The 13,166-nt window shown below is 40.8% G+C and carries 14 protein-coding genes and 1 pseudogene; 11 read left to right on the top strand and 4 right to left on the bottom strand.

Going from position 1 to position 13,166, the window contains the following annotated elements; genetic code table 11:
- Nucleotides 1-14: 14 nt before the first annotated feature.
- From atpE to ASU35_RS07165, 11 genes are all read left to right on the top strand, one after another.
- On the top strand, nucleotides 15-281 hold the full coding sequence (gene atpE, locus ASU35_RS07115; protein WP_058352340.1) for an ATP synthase F0 subunit C: 267 nt from the start codon (nucleotides 15-17) through the stop codon (nucleotides 279-281).
- Nucleotides 282-333: 52 nt separating this feature from the next.
- A complete protein-coding gene (gene atpF / locus ASU35_RS07120) occupies nucleotides 334-876 on the top strand; it encodes a F0F1 ATP synthase subunit B (RefSeq protein ID WP_058352341.1) in 543 nt (180 codons plus the stop codon).
- Nucleotides 864-1,412, top strand: a complete 549-nt coding sequence (gene atpH, locus ASU35_RS07125; RefSeq protein WP_058352342.1) for an ATP synthase F1 subunit delta — start codon at nucleotides 864-866, stop codon at nucleotides 1,410-1,412. The genes atpF and atpH overlap by 13 nt, the downstream gene beginning before the upstream one ends.
- 29 nt (nucleotides 1,413-1,441) lie before the next feature.
- Nucleotides 1,442-2,950 carry a F0F1 ATP synthase subunit alpha gene (gene atpA / locus ASU35_RS07130; RefSeq protein WP_058352343.1) on the top strand — a complete coding sequence of 503 codons (1,509 nt, stop codon included), beginning with the start codon at nucleotides 1,442-1,444 and terminating at the stop codon, nucleotides 2,948-2,950.
- 20 nt (nucleotides 2,951-2,970) lie between these two features.
- Nucleotides 2,971-3,834, top strand: coding sequence for an ATP synthase F1 subunit gamma (gene atpG / locus ASU35_RS07135; RefSeq protein ID WP_058352344.1), 864 nt, complete (start codon nucleotides 2,971-2,973; stop codon nucleotides 3,832-3,834).
- Between the two features lie 202 nt (nucleotides 3,835-4,036).
- A complete protein-coding gene (gene atpD / locus ASU35_RS07140; protein ID WP_058352345.1) occupies nucleotides 4,037-5,434 on the top strand; it encodes a F0F1 ATP synthase subunit beta in 1,398 nt (465 codons plus the stop codon).
- A gap of 11 nt (nucleotides 5,435-5,445) precedes the next feature.
- Nucleotides 5,446-5,859, top strand: a complete 414-nt coding sequence (gene atpC / locus ASU35_RS07145; protein WP_058352346.1) for an ATP synthase F1 subunit epsilon — start codon at nucleotides 5,446-5,448, stop codon at nucleotides 5,857-5,859.
- A 106-nt stretch (nucleotides 5,860-5,965) separates the two neighbouring features.
- Nucleotides 5,966-7,474 (top strand): helix-turn-helix domain-containing protein, encoded by a 1,509-nt coding sequence (locus tag ASU35_RS07150; RefSeq protein ID WP_058352347.1) that lies wholly within the window; start codon nucleotides 5,966-5,968, stop codon nucleotides 7,472-7,474.
- The gene (locus ASU35_RS07155) at nucleotides 7,468-7,788 is read left to right on the top strand and encodes a hypothetical protein (RefSeq protein ID WP_058352348.1); all 321 of its coding nucleotides are present in this window, start codon (nucleotides 7,468-7,470) and stop codon (nucleotides 7,786-7,788) included. The genes ASU35_RS07150 and ASU35_RS07155 overlap by 7 nt, the downstream gene beginning before the upstream one ends.
- A 1,053-nt stretch (nucleotides 7,789-8,841) precedes the next feature.
- Nucleotides 8,842-9,480 (top strand): hypothetical protein, encoded by a 639-nt coding sequence (locus ASU35_RS07160; RefSeq protein WP_058352349.1) that lies wholly within the window; start codon nucleotides 8,842-8,844, stop codon nucleotides 9,478-9,480.
- Nucleotides 9,477-9,791: a hypothetical protein gene (locus ASU35_RS07165; RefSeq protein ID WP_058352350.1), complete on the top strand. Its 315-nt coding sequence runs from the start codon at nucleotides 9,477-9,479 to the stop codon at nucleotides 9,789-9,791. The genes ASU35_RS07160 and ASU35_RS07165 overlap by 4 nt, the downstream gene beginning before the upstream one ends.
- A 265-nt stretch (nucleotides 9,792-10,056) precedes the next feature.
- Here the strand turns inward: ASU35_RS07165 and ASU35_RS20135 are convergent.
- The 4 genes and pseudogenes from ASU35_RS20135 to ASU35_RS07190 all read right to left on the bottom strand — a co-directional run bounded on the left by ASU35_RS20135 (nucleotide 10,057) and on the right by ASU35_RS07190 (nucleotide 12,847).
- Nucleotides 10,057-11,006 (bottom strand): annotated as a pseudogene (locus ASU35_RS20135) (ATP-binding protein).
- Between the two features lie 105 nt (nucleotides 11,007-11,111).
- Nucleotides 11,112-11,489 carry a hypothetical protein gene (locus ASU35_RS20590; RefSeq protein ID WP_058352352.1) on the bottom strand — a complete coding sequence of 126 codons (378 nt, stop codon included), beginning with the start codon at nucleotides 11,487-11,489 and terminating at the stop codon, nucleotides 11,112-11,114.
- Nucleotides 11,490-11,681: 192 nt separating this feature from the next.
- Complete coding sequence (locus ASU35_RS07185) at nucleotides 11,682-12,236, bottom strand: type II toxin-antitoxin system PemK/MazF family toxin (RefSeq protein WP_058352353.1); 555 nt, start codon at nucleotides 12,234-12,236, stop codon at nucleotides 11,682-11,684.
- A 224-nt stretch (nucleotides 12,237-12,460) separates the two neighbouring features.
- Entirely contained in the window at nucleotides 12,461-12,847 is a 387-nt protein-coding gene (locus tag ASU35_RS07190; protein ID WP_058352354.1) for a tyrosine-type recombinase/integrase, read from the bottom strand.
- Between the last annotated feature and the right edge of the window lie 319 nt (nucleotides 12,848-13,166).

The raw sequence follows: 13,166 nt of genomic DNA on the forward strand, positions 1-13,166 counted from the left end.
GGAGGAAATTAATTATGAGCAATATTACAAACGAAGGTTTAATTTTAGCATGTTCCGCAATTGGTGCAGGTCTGGCAATGATTGCCGGTGTTGGTCCTGGTATTGGACAGGGTAATGCAGCTGGACAGGGTGCTGCCGCTGTAGGACGTAATCCGGGAGCAAGAGGAACCATCATGTCTACTATGCTTTTAGGACAGGCCGTAGCAGAGACAACAGGTCTTTATGGTCTGGTTATCGCACTTATTCTGTTATTCGCTAACCCACTTCTTGGTAAGCTTTAATAAATAGCTGGTGGCTTATTTAATAAGACCATAAGCGGAAGGAGGCCAAAAAGTGTACGTATTTTTAGCAACAGAGGGATTTGATCGTCTCTTCGGACTGGACTTACAGCTTCTTGCAGATGCTGCTATTGAAGCCCTTGCTATTTTCGTTCTGTTCCTGGGCATGTCCTACCTGCTGTTTAATCCTGCAAGGGAGTTTTTGAAAAAGCGTCAGGATAAGATTGCAGCAGATATGGAGGCTGCCGAGAAGGGAAGAGAAGAAGCGGGAAGACTTCAGGCAGAGTATTCCAAGAAGCTTAGTGAGGTAAGTAAAGAGGCAGAGGCAATCCTTTCTGAAACCCGTAAAAAGGCTCAGAAGAAGGAAAACGAGATTGTGAACGAGGCAAACGCAGAAGCAGCCCGTATCCGTGAGAGAGCCAATAAAGAGATTGAACTGGAAAAGAGCAAGGTTAAGGATGAGGTTAAGAAGGAAATGATTTCCGTTGCATCCTTAATGGCTGGCAAGGTTGCCGCAGCATCCATGGATGAAAAGGCACAGGCCGAGTTAATCGAAAACACGTTAAAAGAGATGGGTGATGAAACATGGCAAAATTAGTATCTAAAACCTACGGTGATGCCCTGTTCGAGCTGGCAGTAGAGGAAAATACCATGGATGCCACTGCGAAGGAGGCCGAGGCCGTTTTAGACGCATTTGCCGAAAATGAAGAGCTTTTAAATCTCTTAAACCACCCAAAGGTTACCAGGGAAGAAAAAATTAAGGTTATCGAAAATGTCTTCAAGGGAGAGGTTTCTGATAACATTGTAGGTTTTCTTGTAATTATCGTCCAGAAGGGACGACATAATGAGATTCCTGAGATTTTCCGGTATTTCCTGGACCAGGTAATGGAATATAAAAACATCGGCACTGCGAAGGTTACCTCTGCAGTTGCTCTGACAGATGAGCAGAAGGCAGCCGTAGAGAAACGGCTTTTAGAGGTAACAAAATATGTTGAGTTCAACATGGATTATAAGGTTGACCCTTCCTTAATCGGAGGCATGGTCATCCGGATAGGCGACAGAGTTGTGGATTCCAGTATCCGTACCCAGATTGATAATATGGCAAAGGATCTGATGAAGATACAGCTCAACTAGAATGAACAGAAAGAAGGTGCACAAGTATCATGAATTTGAGACCGGAAGAGATTAGCTCTGTTATCAAGGAGCAAATCAAAAATTACAGCACAAAGCTGGAAGTCTCTGATGTTGGTACGGTAATTCAGGTAGCCGACGGTATTGCCCGTATCCACGGTTTGGAAAAGGCCATGGCTGGTGAGCTTCTGGAGTTTCCAAATGAAATCTTCGGAATGGTTCTGAACCTGGAGGAGGATAATGTTGGTGCCGTATTGCTTGGTGATTCCAAGAATATAAATGAAGGTGACACAGTTAAAACAACCGGAAGAGTAGTAGAGGTGCCGGTAGGCGATGCTATGCTTGGACGTGTTGTAAATGCTTTAGGACAGCCGATTGATGGCAAGGGTCCTATTGAAACTACGAAATATCGTCAGATTGAAAGAGTGGCTTCTGGTGTTATTTCCAGAAAGTCTGTAGACACGCCGCTTCAGACAGGTATCAAGGCCATTGACTCCATGATACCGATTGGTCGTGGTCAGCGTGAGCTGATTATCGGTGACAGACAGACAGGAAAGACAGCGATTGCTGTTGATACTATCATTAACCAGAAGGGCCAGAATGTAAAATGTATTTATGTAGCTATTGGACAGAAGGCTTCTACGGTAGCTACCATTGTTAAGACCTTAGAGGAATACGGTGCAATGGACTATACAACTGTTGTTGCAGCGACAGCCAGTGAGCTGGCACCATTACAGTATATTGCTCCGTACTCTGGCTGTGCAATCGGTGAGGAATGGATGGAAAATGGACAGGATGTACTGGTTATTTATGATGACTTAAGTAAGCATGCGGTTGCATATCGTACCCTTTCCTTACTGCTTAAGAGACCACCTGGACGTGAGGCTTATCCTGGAGATGTATTCTATTTACATTCCAGACTGTTAGAGCGTGCAGCGAGACTTTCCGATGAGCTGGGCGGCGGTTCCTTAACTGCTCTGCCTATTATTGAAACTCAGGCAGGTGACGTTTCTGCGTACATTCCGACTAACGTTATTTCTATTACTGATGGTCAGATTTATCTGGAGACCGAAATGTTCAATTCCGGCTTCCGTCCTGCAGTAAATGCTGGTCTGTCCGTATCCCGTGTAGGTGGTGCAGCACAGATTAAGGCGATGAAGAAGATTGCAGGTCCAATCCGTATTGACCTGGCTCAGTACCGCGAGCTGGCAGCATTCTCCCAGTTTGGTTCTGACCTGGATGAGGATACAAAGCAGAAGCTGGCACAGGGTGAAAGAATCCGCGAGGTATTAAAGCAGCCTCAGTATCAGCCGATGGCAGTTGAATATCAGGTTATCATTATCTATGCTGCGACCAGAAAGCATCTTCTGGACATTGCAGTAGCAGATGTTCTGGCCTTTGAGAAGGAATTATTTGAATTTATTGATACCAAATATCCGGATATTCCTGCGAAAATCCGTGAAGAAAAGGTAATTAGTGAGGAAACAGAGAGCCTGCTCGTAAAGGCAATCGAAGAGTGCAAAAAGCAGTTCTTAAATTAACAGGAAGGTGTGATTAGACCATGGCGTCAATGAGAGATATCAAAAGACGTAAAGGCAGTATCCAAAGCACCGGACAGATTACAAAGGCAATGAAGCTGGTTTCCACCGTAAAGCTGCAGAAGGCAAAAAGCAATGCGGAGGAAGCGAAGCCATATTTTAAATATTTGTATGAAGCAATTAATATGATGCTTTCCAAATCCGGTACTTTGTCACATCCAATGCTTTCCGGCGGCTCTTCTAAGAAAAAGGCAGTTATCGTCATTACCTCAAACCGTGGTCTGGCAGGCGGCTACAATGCAAATGTAGTTAAGCTGATTACCAGAGGTGATTTTGAAAAAGAGGACGTTAGGGTATATGCTATTGGCCGAAAGGGCAGAGATGCTCTGGCAAGGGCAGGCTATGAGATTAAGGCGGATTATTCCGAGGTCATAAACCAGCCTTTATACAATGATGCCGCGGCCATTGGCAGAGCAGTCATGGACGCTTTCTCTAACGATGAAGTGGGAGAAATTTATCTGGCTTATACCGTATTTAAGAATACGGTAACCCATATTCCTACCCTTTTAAAGCTTCTGCCCTTTGAACCGGCAGAGCCTTCGGAGGAGGAAAATGCGGCAGACAGGCTGACTCTCATGAATTATGAACCGGAGGCAGAGGAGGTATTGGATAAAATCATTCCAAAATACATCAATGGCATTATTTATGGTGCTTTAATCGAGGCGTTAGCCAGTGAGAACGGTGCCCGTATGCAGGCGATGGATAATGCAACTAACAATGCAGAGGAAATGATATCTGATTTATCTTTGAAATATAATCGAGCAAGACAGAGCTCCATTACACAGGAGCTTACCGAAATTGTTGCAGGAGCAACTGCGATAGAGTGATACAAGGGCGAAAAGCCTGTGCGTTTTATGCTAGCATAAAAAAGCACAGATTTGGAGCCCGCAACGTCTGAGAAAGTAGCCCGTTAGGGCGGATTTCGAAGAGGTTAGAGCTGTGGGAGTGCGTAGCACGGAGCAGCTCGTAGTATCACGAGGCTTGCAGCCTTGCAACAGCAAAATATGAAAAAGGAGTGAGAGCGAAATTATGGCAGATTTAAATATCGGAAAAATCACTCAGATTATCGGTGCGGTACTTGATATTAAATTCGAGGAGGGTAAGCTCCCTGAAATTTATGATGCTATTAATATTGAGACAAAAGATGGCAAAGCACTGGTCGTAGAAGTAGCCCAGCATCTGGGAGATGATACGGTGCGGTGTATCGCTATGGGACCTACCGATGGTCTTGTGCGTGGTATGGATGCCAAAGCAACCGGCGGACCAATTTCTGTACCGGTTGGTGAAAATACATTAGGACGTATGTTTAATGTACTTGGTCAGCCGATTGATGAAAAACCGGCTCCAGAAGGTGTAAAATATATGCCAATCCACAGAAAGGCACCTTCCTTTGAGGAGCAGTCAACCTCTACCGAGATTCTGGAGACAGGTATCAAGGTTGTTGACTTACTTTGTCCTTATCAGAAGGGTGGAAAGATTGGTCTGTTCGGCGGTGCCGGTGTAGGTAAGACCGTTCTAATCCAGGAGCTGATTACGAATATCGCTACCGAGCACGGCGGATATTCTGTATTTACCGGTGTAGGTGAGCGTACCAGAGAGGGTAACGACCTGTACTACGAGATGATAGAGTCCGGCGTTATTAATAAAACTACCATGGTGTTCGGTCAGATGAACGAGCCACCTGGAGCGAGAATGAGAGTTGGTCTTACCGGTCTTACAATTGCAGAGAACTTCCGTGATGAAGGCGGTAAGGATGTGCTTTTATTCATCGACAATATTTTCCGTTTTACTCAGGCAGGATCTGAGGTATCCGCGTTATTGGGACGTATTCCTAGTGCCGTTGGTTACCAGCCTACCTTACAGACAGAAATGGGTGCTTTGCAGGAGCGTATTACATCTACAAAGAATGGTTCCATTACCTCCGTACAGGCTGTTTATGTCCCTGCGGATGACTTAACGGACCCGGCTCCGGCTACTACCTTCGCCCATCTGGATGCAACCACTGTACTTTCCCGTGCTATTGTAGAGCTGGGTATTTATCCGGCGGTTGACCCGTTGGAGTCTACCTCCCGTATCCTGGACCCTCGTGTCGTAGGTGAGGAGCATTATAAGGTAGCCCGTGGCGTACAGGAGGTTCTGCAAAGATACAGGGAGCTGCAGGATATTATTGCTATTCTTGGTATGGACGAGCTTTCTGAGGAGGAAAAGCTTTTAGTAGCAAGAGCAAGAAAGATTCAGAGATTCTTATCCCAGCCGTTTCACGTTGCAGAGCAGTTTACCGGTTTACCAGGTCAGTATGTACCGTTATCTGAGACAATCCAGGGCTTCAAGGAAATCCTGGAGGGCAAGCATGACGATATTCCTGAGAGCTACTTCTTAAATGCAGGTAATATTGATGATGTTCTTGCTAGAATGGATAACAAATAGGAGGTATTCCTTTGGCAGATAAATTATTTCAGGTTCAGGTGATATGCCCGGAACGGGTATTCTTTACCGGAGAGGCTGATATGCTGGAGCTTAAGACCACAGAGGGTGATATTGGTATTCTGGCAGGACATATTCCGCTGACGGCGGTGATTGCACCGGGAGTTATGCGGATTATGAATGGCGGCGAGGTAAAGGAGGCTGCTCTCCACGAGGGCTTTGTGGAGATTCTGGGAGACAGGGTTATCGTACTGGCAGAAGCCTGCGAATGGCCGGAAGAGATTGATGTGAACCGTGCCAACGAGGCAAAGATTCGTGCAGAACGAAGACTTAAAGGTGCAGAGGGCGAAATCGATGAGGTTCGTGCTGAACTGGCACTTAGAAAGTCGCTGGTAAGAATTGACCTTGGACAGAAGTATGGTAAATAAAATATAAAATAAGACCTGCGGTGAATACTTGAGATTTGCGGCAGGTTTTATTAATATGAGAATATAATCTTGCACATTTAAAATAAAATATGAGAGGTGAAAAGGTGTGCAGATACACGGCATTGGAGAACTGATATTAAGGACAAGAGAAGAAAGAGGGATATCGCAAAAGGAGCTGGCCTGCGGTTTATGTGAGCAGCGGAAGCTGTCAAGCATAGAAATGGGAAACGACTTACCGGATACCTTTCTTTTGGAGGCTTTTATGAGCCGCATGGGGAAAAGTGCAGACAAGCTGGAATATGTCATATCAGAGGAAGAATATAAATTCTATGTGCTGCGGGATTCCATTGAAGAGGCATTGGGACAGGAGCAATATAGAGAGGTAGAGCAAAAATTAGCGGAATACGAAGAATATCTGATGGAAGAGGACGTATTACATTTTCAATATCTGGATATGGTACGGGCTTTTCTTGTATGGACAGAGGAACAAAAAAAGCAGGAGGCAATCGCCTGGTTGGAAAGTGCTATGGACAGGACTATGCCTTTTTGGAGAGAAGAAGGCATCTGGAGCCATGCGGTAAGCTGGCTGGAGGCAGGATTATTTCTCCTATGGGCAGATAGAATAAAGGAAGAAGAGGAGCTAAGTCGCTTTTTTGAAAGGCTGCTGGCATATATAGAAGAACAGTGGCTTGATGAAGAGGAAAAGGCAAAAATTTATCCATTTACGGTATTGCTTTACTGTCGTCGGTTGATAAAAGAGAAAAAGTATCAGCAGGTACAGGAATTATGTAAAAAGGCAATTAGGATTTTGACAGAAAATAATACAATTTCCAATCTCTTAGAGCTTTTGAAGCTTCGGATAATCGCATTACAGGAGCTGGAAGGTAAAGAAAAAGAGCTGGAGCGGCTGATAAGACAAAAAGATGCTTTGGAGGCGATAGAAAAGGAATATTTTTATAAGGTCTCTGAAACATCAATTTTTACAAAGGTAAAAAGAGAGCTTTATCTGGATAGAGAAATTATCCGAAAAAATCGGAAGGCTATGGGGATAACTCAGGAAAAGCTAAGTGAGGGGATATGTACACAGGAAACCCTTGCTCGTATCGAAGGTGGAAGAAAAGCCAGAGAGAAGAATTTTCAAAGGCTGGCAGAAAGGGTCTCCTGGAAAAAGGAAAAGCGGACAAATGAAATTGGCTGCTGGGATTATGTGCTTCTGGAAAAGAAGCGGGAAATAGACTGGCTGGCCAGCCGCTATCGAAATCAGGAGGCAAAAGAAAAGCTTTTGGCATTCCTGTGCCCGGATACGATAGAGGGACAGCAGTATGTCAGCTACATGTTGGCAATGCTGGAGCTTCAATTAAAGGAAAAAGAGCCGGAGGAGGTTTTAAAGCTTCTGAAAGAGGCATTAAAAATGACGCTGAAATTAGAGGACTGGACAAAAATAAAGGATTATGTTTTGGCAAAGCAGGAGATTTTGATATTAAATGGAATGGGAATTGCTTATGCACAAATGGGACAAAAGAAAAAGGCGATAGAGCTTTATGAGGATATTATGGGGGGGGGGGCTACCGCCAAAGTAAAATTGCACCGGTATTTCAGGCATACGGAATGTTGACAGTTCTGGGAAATCTGGCACTTTATTTAGAGGAAGAGGATTGCTTTGAAGAAGCCCTAAGACAACTGGAGAAAAAAATACAACTTGAATTATCCTGTAGAAGAGTTGGGGGTGTAGGAAAGATACTTGTGGATGCGGCTTATACGATGGAACGGCAGAATACGCAAGGAGAAAAGAGAAAACAAATGTATATTCAGGCGTATTATTTACTGGATTTAATGCAGGAGAATGTAACAAAAGGAATTGTTTTCAATCATTTTAAAGCTGTATATGGCGAGGAAATTGAAGTGGAGGAAAGCTGCTGCATAAAATAAAAATATTATGAAAGCAGCAGCTAAAAAATCATACCGTGGTAATAGCAGAGGAAGTTATTCCTGTTGGAATAGGATTCCCTGTTGGTGCTTCTGCAAAGGTGCTTACAGCGACTGTTAGGACGAAAATAATGGTAGTGAGTACTGTGCAAATTGTTTTTTTAATCGCATAAGAATCTTCCTTTCTTTTGTTTGATGAGGTTACTATACTATAAAAATAGAAAAAAGTTTATGACGTTTTAGAGGTAATTTAAAAAATTATTAAATTACTCTTGAAACGTCATAAACAAAATGAAAAATGTGTGGTAAGATTTGGATAGTTTCTCGAGAGATGAAAATAAACTTTAATTGAGGTAACTTATTCTCTGGTGTAAGTGTGCTTTTTGTAAAAGAATTTGTCTATAAACTTGGTTTTGATAAAATATTGAAAGCTGAATTCAAAATTAATCCAAACCTATGAAGGAAGTATCTATAATACCTTTCTCTGCGAGTGAAATGACCTGTGATTGCATAATGTCAGATAAAATGGTATTATCAAAGTGAATCAGGAAACGGTCAAATGTCAGTAAGATGAAAGCGGATAAGAAATATCAAAGCCGCAGTAATGTGCAATAAGAAGGTTATTATTCAGATTGTCAACAAGGTTTGAAATCATAGCGTGGTAGGAGAAACCAGGTCGCCCCGTAGAAGGGTATTCATGAACGAAAGAAAGATCAAGATTCAGGAAGAGTGAATCGTAAAATTTAGCAACTGGTTGAAAGGAAACAGTCAGATATCGTTTAGGATTTCTTGGTGATAGATAACAATCAGCTCCTTTCGGTGGAGCTTGTTTTGACAAGCTAATTATACCAATGGAACTGATTATTACTATATATTTTGGAATGATAAAAAGGTTTGTCATGTCTCATAAACCTGTATAAATACTATATGTGCGGAGTTTTGCTCATGGCTAAGTATGGATAATTGAGGGATGATATATTTTATGAGTTGCCCGACAAATAGGCAACTCATTTTATAAATTAATGTTAAAAGTATATAGAGAAGTGAGGTATGCAAATGAAACGAATGGAAGTTTTTCATCTTCTATCCTGCTTGGGTATTGCAGATGCAAATTACTATTATCGTGGCATGGCAAAGCGTGGATGGATGCTGGAAAAGCATAATAAGGGGTTTGACTACTTTATAAGACAGGAAAATTCAGAAGCAGAAAAGTTATTTGCTTTTCCTGTTGGAAGTACAGAGCTTTCAGAGCAGGACATGGAAAGGGCTGACTTAAAGCTGCTTGCCAAAAATAAAAATTATCACATCTATTTGGGGGATAGTGTAGCTGGTATGCGGCTTTTTACCGGAGAGCATTTTGGCACTGTTAGTATTTTAAAGCTGGCAGCCCTGCTGGTATATCCATTGGCGTGTTATTATCTGCTCCGGGGGTTTTCCGGCTATACAGCGAGCATATCTGAACAGTGGCTAAGACTACTTTCGCTGTGTACAATCGGAATTATCGAAATATGCTTTCTTTGGAGCTGCATTGTGGACTTTTTAGAGCTTCGCTATATAAAGAAATATAATCGGCTTTGGGAAAGAAACTGTTGGAGGTATGGCTTTAGTGTTGCTTTGACCTATCTGGCAAATGTGGCACAGTTGATACTTATAGCGATTATTTTATATAAACCTATGCTTTGGAGTTTAAAATGATTCAATGTAGAGAACGTAAGTTTGAAAATGAAGAAGTGGAACAGAAAAATAAGATAAGCTTTTCTGTTCAAGAGAAAAAATTTAGACTTTTTTGCTATGACTTAATTTTTGCTGTACCGGTGTTTTTTCATCTTTTGGGAGCAGCATTTCGATTTGGCGGATGGTATAAGGAGTTGCCTGAACAAGTTCAACAATATGTCTTGTTAGGATGCGGTGTGATTGTTTTCTTTGCGGCACTATATTATGTGTGCCTTATATGTTTTTTGCTAAGTATTATAAGGAAAGTAATAAAAAGAAATATTTATATTTAATTGCACTTAGTATTGTCTGGTCGATATTTAACATTTTTACATGGACATTATATAGTTTTTAGGCACGAAATGACTTGAGCTATAACAGGAGAAATTAGAAATTACAAAACTCTACGGGACTATATAATGACCCTTATGGAGAAGATATATCTGGTTTTGGTGTGGCGGATTATCATAAATTCAAGCTGTAAAGTTGAACAAGATATCCCCTTGCCCTAAGCCATAGGTACTGCTTAGAGCAAGGGGGATTTGGTATTTTGTGAAATTATAAAAGCTCTCGCGTTCTATTTGCAAGATACAATGGAAGATTGGTAATATATCCGTCTTTGCGGTAGCCTCGTTTCAAAAAACGAAGGGCACAAGACGGTTTCCTAGCAATAACATATTTTTTAAAGGAAGGAGCGGACCTATCTTCACCGCCTTTGGCTTCTATGGGGATGATTTCTGTAGCAGATTGAATTACAAAATCTATTTCACTATTTTTATCTGAAAAATAGTGGGGTTCGACTTCAAATTGCCCACGAAGCTGTTGTAAAACAAAGTTTTCTGTTAGGGCTCCTTTAAACTGGTAATCTGTTTTTAAAAGAATAGCACTATTATCAATACCAGCCATATGTTTAGGAAGACCGGTGTCAAACAGAAACAGCTTGAACTGATCCAGTCTGTTAAAGACAGAAAGTGGATGCTCTATTTTGGAAACGTTGTAAACACGGTTGAGCATGCCTGCGGAAACAAGCCATTCAATAGCCTCTTCAAAATCGCGTTGGATTTGAGTAATCTTTGCAGGGTCCTTATATTTATCCATGAGGCAACACACTCAGGCATACCGCCAATAATAAAGTAATTGTTGCAGGCTTCCGTCAGTCGGTTGTGAAAGATTTTTTCAATTTGTTGTTCTTTTTCAATGCTTTTATAGTAAGCATACAAAGCTTTGTCTGTAGCGTCAAGAAATTCGTCAAAGGTCAGAGGATAGATATTAAGAAGATTAATCATACCTACTGGATAAGATTTTGGTTTTGCAAGAAGAGTACCAAGCAGACTGCCGTCTACAATGATGTGGTCATTATCTACACCACTCTCCAATAAATATTTCTTAAACAACACAAATAACAGGAATGATTTGCCGCATCTCCTGATTCCCGTGATAATCTTAATCATTCCGTTATCTTTTCTTATCTTTAACTGTTCAAGGTATGAATCTCTCTTAATCTCCATAGTTTCACTCCTTGTTTTTGTGCAGTTGCACTTCTTTATGTATCAATTATCATCATAAAAATACGCTGTAATAATATTATCCACGTTTTTTCCTCTTTACCAGTATTACTGCGAATCGTCAATTACTGTTTTCTTTCCATCTTTGTCGACAACTACAAGATGCTTGTCATTATCGACAGTTACTTTCTTGTCGTTATCAATTACAATTCCATCATCAACAGCCAATAGAGTGTTATCTCCAGCGGCTGCTCCTGCAACTTTAATGGAAAAATTCTTTGCCTTGGGGGCAGGATGAATCGTACTTCTCCGAAACTTCTTGTTTTCAGTAGTTGTAATCTTCGACCCTTTAATCTTCGGACTTCGGTCAACCGTATAGATGCTGGAAGCTTTGATGGAAGCCTTCTTGCGCCGACGTATATGAATCTTAGCTTTCTTTTTGGTATGGATTACCATAGGCTTTCCACCGACTTTTTTGATTTTCAATTTTCTCACCTTCTTTCTACATCCATTACCCCAAAAAAGGGTAAAAAATAGCCCCTACTTTCGTAAGGGCTTGCCGATGAATCGCCAGATTCACCATAACTGAATCAATTTTTACCGGTCAGTCGCCAGACCAACCATAACTGTATGACTATCATACACCAATATTATATGAAAAGTCAAATATTTTATGAACTATTCCTCATTATTTTTTTTAAGCTGTTCTTTCAAATATTCTACTTTTCCATTTAACGACTGAATTAAATTGTCCTTTTTCTTCATTATACTACTTAATCCCAGTACATTCAACAATTTAGTATCAACATCTTTCATTTCCGCTGATAAATCACAAACTTTCTTTGACACAATTCTCTCTTTACCAATCGTCTTTATCTGCCCAAGGTCTATTGCACCACATAGGTTTTTAGTTATTCCATTTTCATCTACAAATGGATATTTACCTGTTATTGGAATCTGAATATCTGGAATTGTGAGAGTACTAGAAGAAATAATTGCTACGGTAAAAACAGGTGAATGAAAATTATATGCGTTTGATTGTAAAACTACAACCGGTCTGATTTTATTCTCTTCACTACCTACATTTTCTCCCAAATCCACAAAATAAACCTCTCCTCTTTTTACGGTCCATTTCCTTTGAGCTTTTTTCCCAATAGCATAATATAGCTTTTGTGCATTCCACCTGCTAATCTTTTGGGACTTAACTAAGACATTTTTTTCTTCTGGTGTCACTTTTTTCACTCCAATCATTATAGCATGTAGGGCTTATTTCCCTACATGCTATAATAACATATATTCACACAGGATTCCACAAAAACTATTGATGGATTTTCTCTTGTTTCTTCATTTCGATTATCTCATTTATCCAAACCAAAATAAAATCCAAACCTTTCCGTGCAGGTATCCATTATAATGCTTTTGAATGGAAAAGGTTTAGATTTTTTATACAACAATAATTAGCTTAATCCGCACAGATTTAGAAGAGAACCATCTGCATTTTTCCATTTTGATGTTACTTTTTGACTGGTTTCATCAGACAATGTAGCTAATGCAGCAGCTTTTTTATTATTTGAAATATCCAGATAAACCATAGTTGTTTGAAGATGCTCGTGTCCCAGAAGAAGAGAGATTTGTACGATATTCATACCATCTTCAAGCCAGTGGGATGCTTTTGCATGTCGTATTTGGTGTGTATGAAGATTTATGGGAACTTCATCGCATATTTTATGTGCACATACGGCATGTTTCTTAAGCATTTTACTGACAGATGGTTGTGTAAGTTTTCCAAACACTCCGGTATTTCTGGAATAGAAAACAAATGCTTCCGGTTTTGGTTGTAACATCAGGTACTGACATCAAAACCTTAACAGCATTTTTGCTCATTCCTTTTACTTTTGTTTTCGGTGTTTTTAATCGTAGTATCAAAGTTGCTTCATGATACAGGTAAAGAAAATCTAATTCTTTGCTTCCAAGATATTTTAGAAAAACCCGCAGGCAAGCCAAGCGGTTATTGCATGTCGCTGGACAGCAATTACGCTCATTTTTTAACCAGAGAATCCATTCCTCTATGGTTGCCCGATTAAAGCAACTCGCCTTTAAGCTGTTAACTCAAACTTCGCACATAAATTTTCGCTATGCACCTTGAAAATTCAATATCTGGCA

The sequence above is a fragment of the Acetivibrio ethanolgignens genome, assembly GCF_001461035.1.
Lineage (GTDB): Bacteria > Bacillota > Clostridia > Lachnospirales > Lachnospiraceae > Velocimicrobium > Velocimicrobium ethanolgignens.

Excerpts from the sequence above, each read along its gene's own strand:
- atpE (WP_058352340.1), top strand. The coding sequence starts at position 15 with ATGAGCAATATTACAAACGAAGGTTTAATTTTAGCATGTTCCGCAATT.
- atpH (WP_058352342.1), top strand. The coding sequence starts at position 864 with ATGGCAAAATTAGTATCTAAAACCTACGGTGATGCCCTGTTCGAGCTG.
- atpA (WP_058352343.1), top strand. The coding sequence starts at position 1,442 with ATGAATTTGAGACCGGAAGAGATTAGCTCTGTTATCAAGGAGCAAATC.
- atpG (WP_058352344.1), top strand. The coding sequence starts at position 2,971 with ATGGCGTCAATGAGAGATATCAAAAGACGTAAAGGCAGTATCCAAAGC.
- atpD (WP_058352345.1), top strand. The coding sequence starts at position 4,037 with ATGGCAGATTTAAATATCGGAAAAATCACTCAGATTATCGGTGCGGTA.
- ASU35_RS07155 (WP_058352348.1), top strand. The coding sequence starts at position 7,468 with ATGTTGACAGTTCTGGGAAATCTGGCACTTTATTTAGAGGAAGAGGAT.
- ASU35_RS07160 (WP_058352349.1), top strand. The coding sequence starts at position 8,842 with ATGAAACGAATGGAAGTTTTTCATCTTCTATCCTGCTTGGGTATTGCA.
- ASU35_RS07165 (WP_058352350.1), top strand. The coding sequence starts at position 9,477 with ATGATTCAATGTAGAGAACGTAAGTTTGAAAATGAAGAAGTGGAACAG.
- ASU35_RS07190 (WP_058352354.1), bottom strand. The coding sequence starts at position 12,847 with ATGTTACAACCAAAACCGGAAGCATTTGTTTTCTATTCCAGAAATACC.